The sequence below is a fragment of the Paraburkholderia sp. NMBU_R16 genome (assembly GCF_013282575.1).
GTDB lineage: Bacteria > Pseudomonadota > Gammaproteobacteria > Burkholderiales > Burkholderiaceae > Trinickia.
Map to the genome: position 1 here is coordinate 1 of NZ_JAAAYE010000050.1, position 17,256 is coordinate 17,256.

14 protein-coding genes are annotated in these 17,256 nt (G+C 62.4%); 5 read left to right on the forward strand and 9 right to left on the reverse strand.

The genetic code is table 11. The features are described from left to right. Positions 1–40 precede the first annotated feature (40 nt). On the reverse strand, positions 41–355 hold the full coding sequence (locus GWC77_RS21590; protein ID WP_173260200.1) for a transposase: 315 nt from the start codon (positions 353–355) through the stop codon (positions 41–43). Between the two features lie 172 nt (positions 356–527). Next, positions 528–1,322 carry a hypothetical protein gene (locus GWC77_RS21595; protein WP_173260201.1) on the reverse strand — a complete coding sequence of 265 codons (795 nt, stop codon included), beginning with the start codon at positions 1,320–1,322 and terminating at the stop codon, positions 528–530. A 183-nt stretch (positions 1,323–1,505) separates the two neighbouring features. On the opposite strand from GWC77_RS21595, the gene GWC77_RS21600 reads away from it, so the two are divergent. Continuing rightward, on the forward strand, positions 1,506–2,648 hold the full coding sequence (locus GWC77_RS21600) for a hypothetical protein (RefSeq protein ID WP_173260202.1): 1,143 nt from the start codon (positions 1,506–1,508) through the stop codon (positions 2,646–2,648). Positions 2,649–2,772: 124 nt separating this feature from the next. Here the strand turns inward: GWC77_RS21600 and GWC77_RS21605 are convergent, their stop codons facing one another. From GWC77_RS21605 to GWC77_RS21615, 3 genes are read right to left on the reverse strand one after another with little or no spacing between them, the layout of a single operon-like run. Further along, positions 2,773–4,191 (reverse strand): caspase family protein, encoded by a 1,419-nt coding sequence (locus tag GWC77_RS21605; RefSeq protein WP_173260203.1) that lies wholly within the window; start codon positions 4,189–4,191, stop codon positions 2,773–2,775. A gap of 28 nt (positions 4,192–4,219) precedes the next feature. Beyond that, complete coding sequence (locus GWC77_RS21610) at positions 4,220–7,270, reverse strand: hypothetical protein (RefSeq protein WP_173260204.1); 3,051 nt, start codon at positions 7,268–7,270, stop codon at positions 4,220–4,222. A gap of 10 nt (positions 7,271–7,280) precedes the next feature. Then, positions 7,281–9,584 carry a hypothetical protein gene (locus GWC77_RS21615; RefSeq protein WP_173260205.1) on the reverse strand — a complete coding sequence of 768 codons (2,304 nt, stop codon included), beginning with the start codon at positions 9,582–9,584 and terminating at the stop codon, positions 7,281–7,283. A 542-nt stretch (positions 9,585–10,126) separates the two neighbouring features. Between GWC77_RS21615 and GWC77_RS21620 the strand changes: the two genes are divergently transcribed. From GWC77_RS21620 to GWC77_RS21630, 3 genes are all read left to right on the forward strand, one after another. Then, entirely contained in the window at positions 10,127–11,635 is a 1,509-nt protein-coding gene (locus GWC77_RS21620; protein WP_173260206.1) for a nodulation protein NfeD, read from the forward strand. Further along, the gene (locus GWC77_RS21625) at positions 11,635–12,390 is read left to right on the forward strand and encodes a slipin family protein (protein ID WP_173260207.1); all 756 of its coding nucleotides are present in this window, start codon (positions 11,635–11,637) and stop codon (positions 12,388–12,390) included. The genes GWC77_RS21620 and GWC77_RS21625 overlap by 1 nt, the downstream gene beginning before the upstream one ends. A 190-nt stretch (positions 12,391–12,580) precedes the next feature. After that, positions 12,581–13,882 (forward strand): NCS2 family permease, encoded by a 1,302-nt coding sequence (locus GWC77_RS21630; protein WP_173260232.1) that lies wholly within the window; start codon positions 12,581–12,583, stop codon positions 13,880–13,882. A gap of 55 nt (positions 13,883–13,937) precedes the next feature. On the opposite strand, the gene GWC77_RS21635 is transcribed toward GWC77_RS21630, so the two are convergent. Beyond that, on the reverse strand, positions 13,938–14,228 hold the full coding sequence (locus GWC77_RS21635; RefSeq protein ID WP_173260208.1) for a DUF1488 domain-containing protein: 291 nt from the start codon (positions 14,226–14,228) through the stop codon (positions 13,938–13,940). 270 nt (positions 14,229–14,498) lie between these two features. Here GWC77_RS21635 and GWC77_RS21640 point away from each other — a divergent pair, with 270 nt between their 5' ends. After that, entirely contained in the window at positions 14,499–14,798 is a 300-nt protein-coding gene (locus GWC77_RS21640; RefSeq protein WP_173260209.1) for a 2Fe-2S iron-sulfur cluster-binding protein, read from the forward strand. A 69-nt stretch (positions 14,799–14,867) separates the two neighbouring features. Here GWC77_RS21640 and GWC77_RS21645 read toward each other — a convergent pair whose 3' ends face one another. The 3 genes from GWC77_RS21645 to dbpA form a co-directional block, all read right to left on the reverse strand. Continuing rightward, complete coding sequence (locus GWC77_RS21645) at positions 14,868–15,239, reverse strand: hypothetical protein (RefSeq protein WP_173260210.1); 372 nt, start codon at positions 15,237–15,239, stop codon at positions 14,868–14,870. Further along, positions 15,236–15,526: a type II toxin-antitoxin system Phd/YefM family antitoxin gene (locus tag GWC77_RS21650; protein ID WP_173260211.1), complete on the reverse strand. Its 291-nt coding sequence runs from the start codon at positions 15,524–15,526 to the stop codon at positions 15,236–15,238. Before GWC77_RS21650 ends, GWC77_RS21645 begins: the two co-directional genes overlap by 4 nt. 277 nt (positions 15,527–15,803) lie before the next feature. Further along, positions 15,804–17,201: an ATP-dependent RNA helicase DbpA gene (gene dbpA, locus GWC77_RS21655; protein ID WP_173260212.1), complete on the reverse strand. Its 1,398-nt coding sequence runs from the start codon at positions 17,199–17,201 to the stop codon at positions 15,804–15,806. Positions 17,202–17,256 lie beyond the last annotated feature (55 nt).

The window sequence follows — 17,256 nt, forward strand, 5'->3', positions numbered from 1 at the left end:
CGCGCCATCGTCGCAATGGGCAATGTGGCCTGGTTCGCTTTCATGAATTCGAACCCTTTTCGGGCACCGTTCCGGTCTCCCGTGCAAACCAGGCCGCGGCTTTTGAGAGGATCTCTCGTTCAAGCTCAAGTTGGCGAACCTTGCGGCGCAAGCGCGTCAGCTCTTCGCGCTCCGCCGTCGTCAAGCCGTCATGCCGTTTGCCGGTGTCGAGATCGGCTTGTGCCACCCAGTTGTAGATCGTTTGCGCTGTCGGCTCGAACTCGCGCGCAAGCTCTTCTGGCGAGCGGCCGGCTTTGACCAACTCGACCATCTGCGCCCGAAATTCCGGCGCGTAGGGGTTGTGGTGCTTTCCCATGGCAGGCACCTCCTGTTCCAAAGGATAGGTGTCCACGAAACCGGGTCAACTCCAGCCCGGGCTCGATGCCAATGGCAATTCACTCGCCGGCACGTTGTCCCTCGAATGGTTGACCACCCTGAGCAAGCGGTCCATCTTTTAAGCAGGGCGATCGCTAGGAACCTCGCTCGACTCAATCGGTAGCAACGACGTTCGTCGCCGAACTCTTTGCGCGCGGCATGGTTGCTAATCGCCTGGTGCCCCACTGCACGATCATCGCCAACAGTGACGCCTCCGAGAACGCCACAGCCGGATGCTGATAAGGCAACGAGAACGCGAGCAGCAAGCAAAAAGCCGCAAACGAGAATCTGCCGAGTACCATGCCTCGCAGCAGCGAAATCACAAAGTCTGGTCCATACGCGCGGTGCGATGAGACCGACAAGACGATTCCGAGCAGCGGAAAGACCGCGAGCAAACCGCTCCAAGCGGCGCCCAGTCGACCAGACAAGGAAGTAACCAGCAGCGACAGGACCGCGCCTGCAACCATCCGACCGATCAAGTCGGAGCGCTGAAGCGCTGCGCCTGCGGCGCTGGACGAACTGCGCGGTAAGAAGAACTGGCCGAAGCTCACAGCAGCGAGGGCTGCGGTGATGGCCCAGGCAGGCGATGCCGGCAGGATCGACAACCCGCACGCAGACATGAACCACGTAACCAGGCCGGCAGCTAACGCTATCGGCCACGAATGGGAGCGACAGCTCCACGCATAGGCGAAATTGAATGCTTCCGATGCGAGGATCGCAGAGAGGGAAAGCGTAGCAGCATGCGCGCCGAAGACAGGGCCATGCGTGAGCACAAGGATGAACAATATCGGCCCGGCGACTACGGGTAAACCGGCTAACCATCCAGCAATCGACGGCCCCCACCACCTGCCCGACATTGAAACGATAGCCAAGAAGAGCGGAACAAGCGTCAGTTTGAGCGCGAGCATGCCGGATCGAGCTGATTTAAAGCACGATCATACCCCTGTGAGCGCGAATGGCCCGCTCGAAAAAGCAAGCTCGAAAAGCAAGCTCGAAAAGCAATTTTCCTCTGACCGATATAGGCACGTCCGTTGCGGCTATCCCACCATCCGGATACGGATAGGCCGTAGCCAAGCCGGGAGGAGGCGATCATGAGACAAACCGTCGTAGGGGTTTATGACGGCTATGCCGATGCGTGCGCGGCACAGCGTGCGCTGACTGAAGCCGGTCTGTCGCAGGCCGACATTTCGATTTACGCGGCTTCGGTTGGCACGTCGTCCACCGGCGGCCCGCGCGTCTACGCTCCCGGGGGAACCGAGGTGCGCCGCGAAAAGCCGGTCTTCGATCAACTCGAACAATTGTTCTCCAGGCTTTTCAAGCCCGGCGAGTATCCGCCCGAGACGGAAGATTATCGAGAAGTCATACGGCGAGGCGGCGCGATCGTCAGCGTCGATGTACCGGAAGTGCAAACCGATCTCGCGTGCGACGTCATGCGCCGGACCGGTGCGGACGACATCGCAGAACGAGCCAAAGCGTGGCGCGATCGCCTGGACGAACAGTCGCGGCGGGCACAGGATGAAGAGCGCACGATGACGAGCCGGACGGAGTCGCCGCTGGCATCCGCGCCGCAGCAGTCGCTCGGGCAGCAACAGCACCAATCGACGAATACGACCGAAGGAACCGCGGCCTCCGTCGGCAATATTCCCGCTGCTGGCGGAACGCCGACGCCTCATGCCACACCCTCATCGATGCCGGCTCCGAGCAGCCGCATGCAGCAAGTATCGACGCGCACGGATGACCGCACGCCCCTTCGCAGCAACGAACCCGGGCAACCGGGCCTCTCCTCTGGCGTTCCAGGCGATGCTTCTGACGTCTTCGAGAGAGAGCCGCAGTCTGCTGGCACGGCTCGCGAGTCGGAAGGCAGTCCGTCTGATTCAGATCGATGGCGCGACGAGGGGGTGAAGGCGTCGGGATCACAGTACACCCCCGGTGCCGGATACGCCGGCGACCCGGGCATGGATACGCCGTTCAGCGACGATAGTGAATACGACGAAGAATTCCGCCGAGACTATGACAGCCGTTATGCGAATGCAGACGCGCCCTACGATGACTATCGCCGCGCATATATCCACGGCATGTCGGTCGCGCAGGACGAACAAAATCACGGACGCGATTGGTCTCAAGTCGAGGCCCATGCGCGCAAACATTGGGAAACACGCTATCCGGAAAGCGCCTGGGAGCGCTTCAAGGCCGCTGTTCGGCACGGATGGGAGCGGATGACCGACAAGCGGTAGGTCGGTCTTCGACCAACCGATGACCGTACCCCGGCATTCAACGCTCGCATTAAGCGGCTTCAGATGAAAGAAAGCGCCGGCAAACCGGCGCTTTCTCACTCTTCTCGCACTCCCCGCAGCCGAACTAGGCCGTAACAGCCGTGTCCTGCGCCCCCGCCTCCGTCGTGTCCGTCGACGTATCGCTCGCGAGCACCGAGAACGATGGCGCCGCCGCCGCTGCATCTCCATCGGTCACCGATACCATGTAGTTATCCCACGATTGTGGATCGGCGCTCGACGTCGACAGAACCCGATAATAGAGTTTGTCATTCGGCGATAGCGCATCCCATGCCGCACTCGATAGCGTGTAACTCGGATCCGTCATCCGCGCTTGCGCATCGGAATCGTTCCACGAAGCATAAAAGTTCGACGATTGGCGCGCGTTGCTATCGCCGAAAAGCGCGGGGTCGGCCGCCAGCTCCACGGCGTAATAGCGGTTCGAACCGGTCGTCACCTGAAACGTCGGCGGCTGCGCGCCGCGCTGGACCGAACCCGGTCCTGTGATCGCCGGTGCCGTCTGCTGGGTGGCAGGCTGTTGCGAGGTATCGCCCGTGCCCGCCGCCGTCACGGGCGTCAGCGGCCGCGCCGCGGTAAAAGCGGCATCGTCCGGCCCGACCGAGAAGTAGTTCGGTGTTTGCGTCGCCGGCATCAGCGCAACGATCGCCTTGTGAAACTGCGGAAGGTTCCCCGTAAATGCCCCGCTGTTCCAGACATTCAAGAGCTTCTCCGTGAACAAGCCGTTGCGCTCGCCGTCCTGCGACACCTGATTGTCCTGACAACCCGAGATCAGAATGACGGTGGCCGTTGGCTCGCCTCGCGCCGTTGCCCATTGCCGCGCTGCATACGCCTGCAAGTTGCTGTTGTAAAGCTGCAGCGCAAGCTCCGAGGGAATCGAGCGTCCGAACACCGGCGCCAGTTTCTCCGGACCATCGCGTACCGCCCGCTCCTGCGTAATCGCGGCGGCATACACGGTGTTGAATGCCTGCGCCGCTCGATCGTTCCCGCGCCGCGACACGCCGCGCAGCGGCATCGACGTGGGCGCACTGAGGAAAGGCAGGTTGTTCGTCACGATCAGATCGCGGATCACCGTGCCGCTATGGCAACTGTCCGAATACACTTCGATGCGCACACCGCTCTGGAACTGACTCCACATGTTGTAGAGCTCGTGCCCAAGCACCATGCGATCGTACGCGACCCATGTGTCGTCCATGCCGTCGGGGGAATCGCCGGTCGGATCCGGCACACGGCCACCGTGCCCCGAATAACTGATCAGGAACGTATCGCCCGATTTCAACGCGCGCGCAGCCTGGCCGATCGCAGTCAGAATCGCATCGGCCGTCGCGGCCTCGGTGATCAGCTGCGTTGGCGTAAATCCTTGGGCAACAGCGATCGCCTGCATCGAGTTGGCGTCGTTGACACACCCCGCGAGCGTGCCCGGCCAGCCGTTGTATTTCGACGCATCGACGCTGTTCAAGCCGATGTGCAGAGAGAGTCCTTGTCCCATGACCGCTACTCCTTAGGTTGTCAACGCATCACAGCCGATCGGCGGTGATGCCAATCACCGCGCCTCGACTCAGATCCCAGTCGCACCAACTGGTCTCGGTCGTCGCGCTTGGCGTCGTCTTCACAAGCATGAACTGCAGCACTTGCTGTGCGAGATAGTTCGTGATCGGCAGCGTGAACGTGACCGTCGCCACCGCCGCTTCACCCAGTACGGTCTCCTCGACGTGATCGCTTGCCTTCATCTTCGCGCGCACGCTCAGCGCGGTCAGCTGATGATTGCCGAAGTTCACCTGATTGATGAACGTGACCGTCACCGTGACGTTTTCGACGAACACATCGACTTCGTCGATCGTCGTCGCCGCAGCGAGCCGAGCTTCGGCCAGCAACGTTACGGTGCCCGCGGCGGCCTGTACGGGCATCGACGCACCGGGCGCCAGCACCGCATTGATCGCCGCCACGACGACGTTGCCGTTTGCGTCGATCGACGCCGCATCGAGCACGTTGACGGGCTGCTGCGTTCGGTTCGTCAACCGCCATTGACCGCTGGCGGACTTGCCGACGACCGGCCCCGTATCGGCGGGTCCGACGACATCGCCGGAGAGACTGAGCGCCGCGGTGAACACCGTGCCGTCAGCCAACGTGAATGTGACACTGCCGTCCACGCCGTTGCGCTCGATCTGCGCGGTCAAGATCGCCGCATCGGTCATCGACATAGACATCGTGACCGTAATCGCATCGACGGCATTCAAACACTCGGGCGTGGCCACCCCGGCCGGCACAGCCCACGCATAAGAGAGCGTTGCGCCGACGAACGGATCGGTCGGCAAGACGATGCTCGGCACGACATTGGCCGGCACTTGATCGCAAAGTGCGCGGCGCAACAGCGCCATCTTGCACGCGGACACATCGGCGACGAGCGTCGCGGCGATGAAGTAACGATCGTTGGCCGGATCGGGGTCGAGCACGCCATAGACCATCAGCATGGGGCGAAACGCCTTGTCGCCGTCGAGGAGGGAATACCGGCCAGCGCGATACGTGGTTGGCATCACGAGAAAACGCCCGGGCTGTTGCAGCGATCGATAGACGCGGTACGCCGGGTCATGTAACGCGTCGACTTCCGCGAATGCCTTTGTCGGCGTATCGCCGAGCCGGAACGCGTCCTGACATCCGACCGAGGCAAGCTGACCGTCAGAGCCTTGCTGCGCGTATTGCGTGCCGTACTGTGCGCAAGGAAACGCCAGGTCGATCGCGTTCTCGCGCAGCATCGAGCGCGTCATCAGGCGCCGACGGATGGGAATCTGCGGTGTCAGAATCGGCGCCGGCTGCACGACCGGAACGATGCTCGTTGCCGTATGAACGCTGCCCGCCCCACCCGACAGCGGCGCAACGGCATGAACACTGCCGATCGCATTCGACACAGGAGCGACGGCATGGACCCCGATGGCTGAAAGGACGGGCGCACGCTGCGCGCCGGCGTTCGGCTGCTCGACGTGATAGCTGACAGACGCCGTGGGTCCGACCACGGCCAATTCCTTCGCCACGACGAACGGCCTGTCGATCACCGGCGGCAACTCCGCGCGGCTTTGCACGACCGCCGTTTCGACCACTTTGCCTCCGGCAACGATCTGCACGTCGGAGCCGACGAACACGTTTTGATAGGCGGAAAACGTGTAATCGATGACGAGGCGCGCGGCGGTGCCGCCGTCACCGCCCGGGTACGCGAGCGCGCTGTAAGCCAGGCGTGCCCAATCGTCGAGCAGCGCGATCGACACCGCGAGCACGTTGCCGTTTTGCACGACCGTGCCGGGAAAACGCTGTACCGATGGCGTTTGGGCTCCGCTTTGACGGTACGTGAGTTCGAGCGCGGCACACAAACCGCCGAGCGGCACCTGTCGCCGCGACGCACTCGATAGGGACGCAAGCGCTGCCGTCGCGGCGGCCGGCATCTGCGCAGCGACGGTGACCCGCAGCGTCGCCGAGACACCAGGCTTCAATCCTCCCGCGCCCAGCGTTGCACCGGTCGCCGTATAGATGAATGCGAACGATGCACTCGCCGGGTCGTCGCGCGGCGTCGGCATGACAAGCTCGAACGTTGGCGCATACCAAAAAATGCTCGCGTCGAGCGCATCCTTCCAATAACCGCCAGACGGCTGGTCGATCAGCGGCAGATGTTGTCCCGCCGTATCGCTATCGCCGTCCGTCGGCGTAACAGGAAAATGGGCGTCGGCCAATAGCCAGAACTGCGTATGGTCGTCGATGCGGGTGCCGTGCGCTGACGCGCCGCCGGGAATCAAAGCCGCGGCAGGCGCGTGCGCAGCGGCGGGCGTCATGGCTTGCGGGATCGACATGAACTGATGCGACATCGCGATCATCGCAATGCCGGGCTTCGCGTCGCGCGAAGCTCCGCTATCGCCCGTCTTCAAGTTGGCGGCGAGCCACGGCGCGCGCTGCGTCGTCCCGTCGGCGTGCGTGATGACAAGCGATATGTAATCGCGTCTGTCGAGACCGTCGAGCACGCCGCCGAGCAGTTGATCGAGCGTCGTCGCGGGGATCGGTACCGGCTGCGGCCCCTCGATTTTCGCGCCGGCCCACAGCGATGAGGGCGTGCCGTCGAATGCGTGCAGCGCGTCCAAGGCTTCGTGCGCACCGAGGTACGCACCCAGCGCGATGCGATCGCCGCGCCCCAGCAGCGCAAACGACCGGTAGACGCGCTGCGCGTCGCGCAAGAACGCGGCGCCCGCACGGATGAATACGCCCGCGCACGGCTCGCTCAGCCGTTGCTCCGCATACGCGAACGCGTCGGCCTCGGGGGCAAGCGTGCAGATCATCGATAGCGAGCCGCCCACGACCAACGGCGCGATCGACGCATCGGCCGGCGTGGGTGCACGCGCAAGCACGAGCGTCAACGCTACACGCGGACGCCCTGCGCCGTCGCGGGCAAGACAGAGGCTCTCCCGGACACACAGGCAAGGCTCGCCATCACCCGGACGAACGAGGAGCCGCTCGCCCGATGGCCCGATCAGGCGACGCCAGCCCAGCCTCGAGACTGGCGTCGCAGGCGGTGCGGGATGCACGAACATGATCGTGCCTTCATGCGCTCTTCGACGGCAGATACGAGCCGAACGTCACATGGCCGTCGACGTCCGCGCCTGCCGCGCGCGACGAGGTCCCCGTTTTCGGCGGCGCGCTGTTCCACCCGGAGACGTCGTCATACCCGCGCCCTTGGGCACCGGCCCTCACGGGCGTGGTGGGCGGCGGTACCGCATGCAGTGGCGTCGAAGGCGGTTTGGCCGGTGTGCTTCCTGCAGCACCGGCAGCCGCTTGCGTCGGCGCAGGCGCGAATGCGGACAGCGGCACATCCTTCGTGATGACGTTCGGATCGTCCGGTGTCGGCACCGTAATCATCAAGCCGCCGCTGCCGCCGGTCGATATCGGCGTCTTGGTCGACCACTCCTGGCCGTGGCTGAACAGGGTACCTTTCACGACAACGCGCACCTGATACTCGAATTTCGGCACGAAGCCTTTTTGCCCCGTATAGACGAGCCAATAGCGGGGCTGATCCTGATCGTCGTACTTGAACGTGAACTTCACGGGATCGCGGTCCTTGCCGTCGTCACGTTTGCCGAGCGCGCGCATCGTGACTTCGACATACTGCGTGTTGTCGGTCAGCGTCGCACCGAGGCAGATCGGTCCCACCGACAACGTTCCCGCTTCCTCCACGCGCACCTCGACGGTGATGTTGTTATCGGGCGTGCCGAGATCGGTCGGATCGAGATCGACGATATTCTTTTCGACCTGGACGCGCGCGAACGGATTCTCGAATTCGCTCGGCGGCTCGGTGAAGTGGATCTGCCGCTTGAGGAAAAGCTTGTCGGGTGCCCAGCCGGCCGGCGCATTCGTTACGTCCGTCGCCTGCTTCATCGCAACCGCCATGTTCCATTGCGCGTTCGCACCGTCAGCCGCGCCGAAGACGTGCCCGTCCCATTCGAGCGCGCCTGCCGCGTTCGGGTAGCCTGTCTGCACGGAGATGAATGCCACAGGTTCCCCCACCCACTTCTGCGCCGGATCGGGCCAGTTCACGACGGGCTTCACGATTCGTGAGACCTTCCGGTCCCAGTCGGTCAGGTCGACGTTCGTGAAGTAGATCTTCTCTTTCGACGGATCGGCCTTGATCGCATCGGCGATGCCATCGAGCGTACCGTTGACCTGATAGGGCTGCAGGTACGCCATTTCCTTCGTCTCGTGATACTCGAGATGCAGATGCGTTTCTTGCTGACGGACCTTCAATGCGCCGCCGAAACCGCCGAAGATCCCACCAAGCAGGCCGCTGCTCGCTTCCGCGGGCTGCTCGTTGAATGGCGCGGGATCGAAGATCACTTGCTTGGCCGCGTCCATGAACTTGTTGAAGATCAGGTCGCTGCGCTTGTCCATGTAGTCCTGCAACTGCTGCGCACCAGGCAGCGATTGATCGACGAACGTATGCACTTCGATGTCACCGCTTTCGCGCAGGCTGTCGAACTGAACCTTGACGTCGGCACTCCAGATCAGGCCGCCCGCATGCGCGGCCGCCGAAAAGTGCCGCTGAATGCGGTCCCAGTCGCCGACGATGTCGATCGTCATCATCGGACTCACGACCCGGACTTGCATGTTCTCCGTCACGAACATCGGGGCGGTGCCCATGTGAAAGCCGTTGTAGACGACGGCGGCAGGAATGCTCCCCAAGAGCGCGCTGAACGGCTTGTCGGCGTTCGGGTCGATCGTGCCTTTGCCCTGTCCGTCCAGCCGCACGTACATCGGGTCGATGTTGGAGCCGCGGTAGCTGACGGGCACGCTGCGCGGCATGGCGCGCATGGGAGGGGCCGAGCGAAGCGCCGAAATCACGGGCGGTGCGCCCGCAACACCGCTTTTCCCCGGGGTCGCCGCGGGCACGCCACCGTCCGCGCCCGGCAGCGTATTCGAGAGCACGCAATTGTTGTCGACGATCGGCACGAAGATGAACTGCGGCGTGAGCCGGCTCGTATAAGCCCACAGCGGATTGCTGTTGTTGCGCACGAAGTCCGTCAGTTGCTGATGCGCTTCGTTCAGCACATCGGCGGGCGGCGCGGCTACCGTCGAGAACGTCAGCAGACCGCCGGCCACCTCGTTGTCATCGCTCGACTCACCCACCGTCGTGTCATGCGAACGAATACCTACGAAGTGGACCATTCCGAATTTGTAGTCGCCATTGTCCTTTTTCGCGAGCATGACCTGTTCGGGAAGCCAGTAGTAAATCGGCGCCTGTCCCGCGCGCTGAAGCATTTCGTTGTGAGCATCGGGCCAGTAGCTGATCGTATGCCCCGACTTCGTGATGACCTGATTGCCTGCGGCGAACAGCGGTCCTATGGGTGTAGCCATGATTCGCCCCCTCATGAAATTCGGTTTTGATGCGAAATCGATGACAATGCGTTATCCCCCACCGGAATCCGGGCAGGAATACCGGCGGTGGAGAAAGCGTTCGTATTCGTGGTGCCACAAAAAATCGAGGTGTCCCGAGGGCGGAAGAAGACCGGCGCAACGGTCGTTGCCCTAAAGAGGACGCTGCAAGCGTTGAGGCCGAAACGGCCATAGCCGTATTTGCCTCTTCGATTCGCAGGCGCGAAGGTGCGACAAGGTCTGATTGTCTTTTTTAGTGCCGCGCACGGTCGTTAAACATAACACCAATGCGGCTTGCCATGCGTTATAGACGTAAACCTATGGCATCGCAATATGAAAATCGATCGCGGTGCTGCTACTCATGGCACCCGCGATTCGCCAATGAAATATGCATGGAACTCAGAAGCGATACAGCGCTTTATGAACTGTCCCTTACGCTGCGTGCCGATCCATCCTAAGCTTTAGCTAGCTGCGCGGCCTTTCGCCGCCGGCGGCGGCGTCTCGGAGGGCGCCGGATGAAAAAAATGGAAACCCGCCTGTTCCCGCAGCGCCCCCGCGGCCCGTTTGCCGGGACGCCCGCGCACGTGGCACGATTCGTTTCGATACCGTTCGGCAGGGCACTCGCCTTGCTCGCGGTGTGCCTCGCTTGCGCAGTCGCCGGTACGCCAGCCAACGCGAACGAAGTCGTCGTCGCGACGGTGGCGGGTGCCATTGGGCCGGCCAGTGCGGACTTCATCATGCGAGGCCTTGCCCGAGCGGCCCATGATCGGGCCGAACTCTTCGTCCTGGAGATGGACACCCCCGGTGGGCTCGATACGTCGATGCGTCAGATCATCAAGGCGATCCTGGCATCGCCGGTGCCGGTCGCCGCGTACGTCGCCCCGAGTGGCGCACGCGCCGCGAGCGCGGGAACCTATATCGTCTATGCAAGCCACATCGCGGCAATGGCTCCCGGCACAAACCTTGGCGCTGCCACGCCGATCGAAATAGGTGTGGGCGGGAGCCCCGGATCGCCGCCCACACCCGCCGCAGCGCCGCGCGACCGTCCCAACGACGCGAACACCGAAGCTGCCTCCGCCGCGTCCACACCGTTGCCGTCAGATACGCAATCGACAGAAGCGCGCAAGCGCATGGCAGACGCTGTGGCCTATATCCGCGGCCTCGCGCAAATGCGTGGGCGCAACGCCGAATGGGCCGAACATGCGGTCCGCTATGCGGCAAGCCTGCCTGCCGGCGACGCCGCAGGACAGCACGTCGTCGATTTCATCGCGAACGACCTGCAAGACCTGCTGGCGAAGTCAAACGGTCGTACGGTGGAGACCTCGACCGGCGCTCACCGCCTCGCCACATCGCATGCCAACGTCGTCATCCTCGAGCCTGACTGGCGCAGCCGCTTGCTTGCCGTCATCACCGATCCGAACGTTGCGCTGATCTTGCTGACCATCGGGGTGTACGGGCTTTTCTTCGAATTCGCAAACCCAGGATTCGTATTGCCCGGCGTGGCCGGCGCAATTTCCCTGCTGATCGGCCTCTTTGCGCTGCAACTGCTGCCGATCAACTACACCGGCCTGGCACTCGTATTTCTCGGCATCGCCTTCCTGATCGCGGAAGCATTCCTGCCGACCTTCGGCGCGCTCGGCTTTGGCGGCATCGTCGCGTTCGCGGCCGGTGCGCTCATGCTGATCGATACCGACGTCCCCGGTTACGGCATTCCATTGCCAGTCATCGCCGCGCTGCTCACGGCAGGCATCGCGTTCGTCTTCCTCATGTCCCGGTTCGCGCTCAAGGCGAGACGCCGGCCCGTCGTAACGGGAGCCGAGGCAATGATTGGCAGCGTCGGCGAGGTGATCGACGACGGTCTGTCGCCGGCGCTAAGCGGATCGCCCGAGAGCGAAGGAATGACAGGATGGGCACGCGTACACGGCGAGCGCTGGCGCGTACGCGCACAGGCCGCCCTGCCCGCTGGCACGCGCGTGCGCGTCACTCGCCGCGATGGGCTCGTGCTGATCGTCGTCCCCACAGGAGAATCGTAATGATCGGATTTACCTTCGGCTTCAGCAGTCTGCTCATTCTGTTCGCGATCGTGCTCGTTGCGTCCTCGATCCGTATTTTTCGAGAATACGAACGCGGAGTGGTCTTCACGCTGGGCCGGTTCTGGAAAGTGAAAGGCCCCGGGCTCGTACTGATCGCCCCTGTGATCCAGCAAGCCGTACGTATGGATTTGCGCACCATCGTCTTCGACGTGCCGCCGCAAGACGTCATCACTCGCGACAACGTGTCGGTCAAAGTCAATGCGGTCGTGTACTTCCGGGTCGTCGATCCCGAAAAGGCGGTCATTCAGGTCGCGCGCTTTTTCGAAGCGACGAGTCAGCTTGCGCAGACGACGCTGCGAGCCGTTCTCGGCAAGCATGAGCTCGACGAACTGCTGGCGGAACGCGAGCAATTGAACGCCGATATTCAAAAGACGCTCGATTCCCAGACCGACGCGTGGGGAATCAAGGTCTCGACCGTGGAAATCAAGCATGTCGATATCAACGAAACGATGATTCGCGCCATCGCGCGCCAGGCCGAAGCCGAACGCGAACGCCGCGCCAAGGTGATCCATGCGGACGGCGAACTGCAAGCGTCGGAAAAACTGTTGCAAGCCGCGCAGACGCTCGCTCGGCAGCCGCAGGCCATGCAATTGCGATATCTGCAAACACTCACTACAATCGCTGCCGACAAAAACTCCACTATCGTTTTCCCGCTCCCGATCGATGTCCTGGAGAGCCTGCTCAGCCGCCGCTAGGGCGCGCGCCGCCTGATTTTCGGGGCATGTTCGATGCGAGAGCGATGGCGCGGCTCAAATAGTCGCTATTACGCCTGGCAGCTGGTATCGGTATATCGGCTGTGTACAGTGGGACCCACCGCATTCGACGTCGTACCGCACCGCATCAGGAGACACAGCGTCCATGGAACAAGTGAAAGCCTTCCCCTTGCTGGAATCGGCAAAACGGTATTTCGGCTTCGAGGAAGCCGGCACGAATCTGCGCACCGAATTGCTTGCCGGACTCACCACGTTTCTGACGATGGCTTACATCATCTTCGTCAATCCGGCCATTCTGGGCGATGCCGGCATGCCGAAGGAGTCGGTGTTCGTGGCCACTTGCCTCGTCTCGGCGCTGGCCACGCTCATCATGGGTCTTTATGCGAATTACCCGATCGCCTGCGCGCCAGGCATGGGCCTCAACGCCTATTTCGCCTATACCGTCGTGAAAGGCATGGGCTTTACGTGGCAAGCCGCGCTTGGGGCCGTTTTCATCTCGGGTTGCCTTTTTCTCGTCGTCACGCTCTTGCGCGTGCGCGAAATGATCGTGGGCGGCATTCCGCACTCGATCCGTGCCGCCATTACAGGCGGCATTGGGCTCTTCCTTGCCATCATTTCGCTGAAAACGGCCGGCATCGTGGTCGGCAATCCCGCCACACTGGTAACGCTCGGCGATCTGCACAAGCCGCCCGTCATCCTCGCCACGATCGGCTTTTTCCTGATCGTCACGCTGGACTTCCTGCGCGTGCGCGGTGCCATTCTCATCGGCATCCTCGCCGTGACGGTGCTGTCGTTCTTCTTCGCCGGCAATCAGTTCCACGGCATCGTTTCTCCGCCGCCCTCGATCGATGCAACGCTCTTTCACCTCGATATCGCCGGTGCGCTGTCGACTGGGGTCATCAATGTCATTCTGGTGTTCTTCCTCGTGGAGTTGTTCGATGCCACCGGGACGCTGATGGGCGTGGCCAATCGGGCCGGGCTGCTCGTCGAAGGCAAGATGGATCGGCTCAACAAGGCGCTGCTGGCCGACAGCACCGCCATCGTCGCCGGCTCGGTGCTCGGCACGTCGTCCACCACGGCCTATATCGAAAGTGCCTCGGGCGTCCAAGCCGGCGGCCGGACCGGCGTCACGGCCATCACGGTCGCCGTGCTCTTTCTTGCCTGCCTTTTCATTGCGCCGCTGGCCGGCGTGGTGCCGGGCTACGCAACGGCGCCCGCGCTGCTGTATGTCTCGTGCCTGATGCTGCGCGAGCTCGTCGAGTTGCCCTGGGACGATGCGACCGAGGTCGTTCCGGCCGCGTTGACCGCGCTTCTGATGCCGTTCACTTATTCCATCGCCAATGGCGTGGCGTTCGGATTCATTTCCTACGCCGGACTGAAGCTGTTTACGGGGCGCGCTCGCCAAGTGAAAGCCATCGTCTGGATCATTGCGGCAGTCTTTCTGTTCCGATTCTTCTATCTCGGCTCGGAATGACGATGCGCGCGGCACAAGGCCGCGCGCATTCGGTGAATCGTCGGTCCCCCGCGCTTCAGGCGCGGGCGTTCGCTTCGTAAAAGCGTACGTAACCGCTTCTCAGGACGGCGCATTGGGCGCGCGTCTCGGACAGTAAACGGCGGGCTGCCGCTTCGATGCGCGCGCGATGCGCGTCGAAGGCGCCGACCATGTCCTCGAGCCGCGGGGAGGCTGCGCCGAAGTGGTCTTCCAGCGCCTCTGCCGTGATCTCGCATTGCACACGCTCCCCGTCGACGAGTGCCGGGAACGCCAGCGTCAACTCGCGCGCCGAATATTCGGGAATTTCGTTCGGAAAACTGATCTGCATGGGATTCGCCTTTGCCATGACGAAAGCACCGAACCGCGCCGTGCGGGGATTGCTGCCTTCTTGAAGACAGCGCGGGCTGACACGGCGGAAAATGACAGAATTCCGACCGTTGGATGTACTTTAGGCGTTTTGCGGCGACAAGCAAGTTTCACAGCGATGCTTGTCTCAGACCGCGGTTGCATCGGCTCGTGTCGTCTTGTGTCGTTTGTCAGGTATGCTGCGCTGCAAAATCCATCAGTCGGCGCTCCGCCGCTTGCAATTAAACCACTCATGTCCGACATAGCCCGCTATCCGTCGGTGCGCATCGAACCGCTCGGCCGGGAATTCGATGCGCCCGCGCATTTGACGCTTTTGGAGGCGGCTACGGCCGCCCGGCTGAGACTGCCCAGGTCGTGCCGCAACGGGACGTGCCGCACCTGTATGTGTCGTTTGGCGAGCGGCCGCGTCAGATACCGGATCGAGTGGCCTGGACTGACGAAAGAGGAAAAGGCTGAGGGCTTTGTCTTGCCATGCGTCGCGATGGCCGAGACGGATCTCGTGTTGACGGTGCCGGATGCCGAAGCGCTTTGAGTACGGAACAACCGCCATCTTCGATGGCAAGCTTGTCGCTACCTTCTCACGAACGCCACCACACCAGTGTCATGCCGAATAAGTGAGTTCACGCTGGTGTTTGATTGCCAGCAGCGCAACGCGCTTCGATGAGTGAGCGTAGAGCACCACGTATTGCTGCAGGACGAATTCGCGCAGATCGGGCAGTGCTGCATCGGCCGCAAGACGTTGCACTCGTGCTAGGTGCAACCTGCCTTGAGCCGAGTGCGCCCCCAGGAACCGCGCGTAGCGGCCGCACCCCGGCGACCAACCGAGCATCTGAACCATCTCGACAAGCTCCGCCTGGAGCTGAGCATAGCGCGCGGGCGCCGCCTCCGCATCCTGCTCGACAAGGAAACGTCGCGCTTCGTCAAGCGTAGCAAGAAAGTTGGGGGCCGCCTCGACAACTGCCCGCGCCGTCACAGCTTCGCCGGCGTCGTCAACGCGCGCATCAAGTCATCGGGGCCAACCGATCGGCCGTCCAGCAACTCGCGCAAGCCTGCTTCCGCCTCATCAAGTAACACCAGATTCGCGTGCTCAGCCTCTAGCGCGTGATAGTAGTCGAGCTTCTTGGCATCTACGAGCGCAACGAAGGAGGCTCCGTTTTTAGTGAGGACCTTTTCCGCGCCGCCCACTACTTCGTCGGCCAACTCGGTCAGCCGCGCCCGCGCTTCGCTGATCGGCACAACATCACAGGCTCGCACGCTCATCACCGTTACCTTTAACATATTTTGTACGAATTACGTTAACGTCCAGTATAGATCGTGCGCGCACGAGAGGCAACTGCCTGAGGTACGCCAACGCCCCTGATTGGCCATTTGGCCGATCTCGAGTGATCGGGTCTCCTACTAAGCAATCATGTGTTTGACGTATTTATCGACGAGATCGACCGCAACGCACAGTGCGATGGCTGCCCCGCCATGACAGTTGCGACGCTTCGTATCGTTAGCAGGTACCGAAAGTTGGGGAGTCGGCTTTGAGTCGTTATTACTCGTCCATCAAACGGACCTTCACCTTCTTCCCCTTCACCTTGCCTGCGCCTAGCTTGTGCAACGCATCACGCGCAACGCCGCGTTCGATCGCCACGTATGTCGAAAACTCGGTCACATTGATCTTGCCGATCTGCTCGGCGCGAAAACCCGCTTCGCCCGTGAGCGCCCCCAGCACGTCGCCGGGCCGAATCTTCTCCTTGCGTCCACCGAGGATCTGGAGCGTTTCCATCGGCGGTAACAACGGCGCGGTGCTTGCGGGTGTCAACTCCGCAAGCGAGTGCCACTCCACTTCGCGCTTTTGCGCCTGTTCTATGTTCCCGACGCGCCCCATCTCATCCATGCTCGCGAGACTCAGTGCCCAGCCGTCCTTGTCCGCCCGGCCTGTCCGGCCGATCCGATGCACGTGTACTTCGGCGTCGGGTGTCACGTCCACATTGATGACCGCTTCGAGGTCCGCGATGTCGAGACCGCGCGCGGCGACATCGGTGGCGACGAGCACCGAGCAGCTACGATTCGCGAACTGGATCAGCACCTGATCGCGTTCGCGCTGCTCGAGTTCGCCATGCAACGCCAGTGCATGAAAGCCCTGCGCACGCAGCACATCGAGCAGATCCCGGCATTGTTGCTTCGTGTTGCAAAACGCAAGCGTGCTCACGGGACGGAAGTGATTCAACAGCATCCCGACCGCATGCAGCCGCTGGTCCTCCGTCACTTCGTAAAAGCGCTGGCGAATCTTGCTGTCATCGTGACGCTCTTCGAGCACCACTTTTTTCGGGTCGCGCAGGAATTGCTGGCTCAGTTTGCCGATGCCTTCCGGGTACGTCGCCGAAAACAGCAGCGTCTGGCGCTGCACCGGACATTGACGCGCCACAGTCGCGATGTCGTCGAAGAAACCCATGTCGAGCATGCGGTCTGCTTCGTCGAGTACGAGCGTATTCAGCGTATCGAGCGTCAGGCTGCCTCGCTCGAGATGATCGATGATGCGCCCCGGTGTGCCGACGACGATATGCGCGCCATGTTCGAGGCTTGCCGTTTGCGGACGCATCGGTGTGCCGCCGCTCAACGTCAGCACCTTGATGTTTTCCTCGGCTCTCGCAAGACGCCGTATTTCCCGCGTGACCTGATCGGCCAGCTCGCGAGTCGGGCACAGCACCATCGCCTGGACGACCAAGCGGCCTACATCGAGCCTCGCGAGCAACGCGAGCGCAAACGCCGCGGTCTTGCCGCTGCCCGTCTTCGCTTGCGCGATCAGGTCTTGTCCCGCGAGCGCAATCGGCAGGCTCGCGGCTTGGATCGGCGTCATGTCGACATAGCCGAGCTGAGCAAGATTGGCGAGCGTGGCGGGCGCAAGCGGAAGATCGCCGAAGTGTGAGGCTGTCGATTTATTTGTCATGTCGTGGCGCGGGAAACAGCTTGCGCAGCTAGGCTTGCGGCGATATCCAAGCTTC

What these genes read in the sequence shown, in the direction of transcription:
- GWC77_RS21590 (WP_173260200.1), bottom strand. Translation starts at nt 355, where the DNA reads ATGGGAAAGCACCACAACCCCTACGCGCCGGAATTTCGGGCGCAGATG.
- GWC77_RS21595 (WP_173260201.1), bottom strand. Translation starts at nt 1,322, where the DNA reads ATGCTCGCGCTCAAACTGACGCTTGTTCCGCTCTTCTTGGCTATCGTT.
- GWC77_RS21600 (WP_173260202.1), top strand. Translation starts at nt 1,506, where the DNA reads ATGAGACAAACCGTCGTAGGGGTTTATGACGGCTATGCCGATGCGTGC.
- GWC77_RS21605 (WP_173260203.1), bottom strand. Translation starts at nt 4,191, where the DNA reads ATGGGACAAGGACTCTCTCTGCACATCGGCTTGAACAGCGTCGATGCG.
- GWC77_RS21610 (WP_173260204.1), bottom strand. Translation starts at nt 7,270, where the DNA reads ATGTTCGTGCATCCCGCACCGCCTGCGACGCCAGTCTCGAGGCTGGGC.
- GWC77_RS21615 (WP_173260205.1), bottom strand. Translation starts at nt 9,584, where the DNA reads ATGGCTACACCCATAGGACCGCTGTTCGCCGCAGGCAATCAGGTCATC.
- GWC77_RS21620 (WP_173260206.1), top strand. Translation starts at nt 10,127, where the DNA reads ATGGAAACCCGCCTGTTCCCGCAGCGCCCCCGCGGCCCGTTTGCCGGG.
- GWC77_RS21625 (WP_173260207.1), top strand. Translation starts at nt 11,635, where the DNA reads ATGATCGGATTTACCTTCGGCTTCAGCAGTCTGCTCATTCTGTTCGCG.
- GWC77_RS21635 (WP_173260208.1), bottom strand. Translation starts at nt 14,228, where the DNA reads ATGCAGATCAGTTTTCCGAACGAAATTCCCGAATATTCGGCGCGCGAG.
- GWC77_RS21640 (WP_173260209.1), top strand. Translation starts at nt 14,499, where the DNA reads ATGTCCGACATAGCCCGCTATCCGTCGGTGCGCATCGAACCGCTCGGC.
- GWC77_RS21650 (WP_173260211.1), bottom strand. Translation starts at nt 15,526, where the DNA reads ATGAGCGTGCGAGCCTGTGATGTTGTGCCGATCAGCGAAGCGCGGGCG.
- dbpA (WP_173260212.1), bottom strand. Translation starts at nt 17,201, where the DNA reads ATGACAAATAAATCGACAGCCTCACACTTCGGCGATCTTCCGCTTGCG.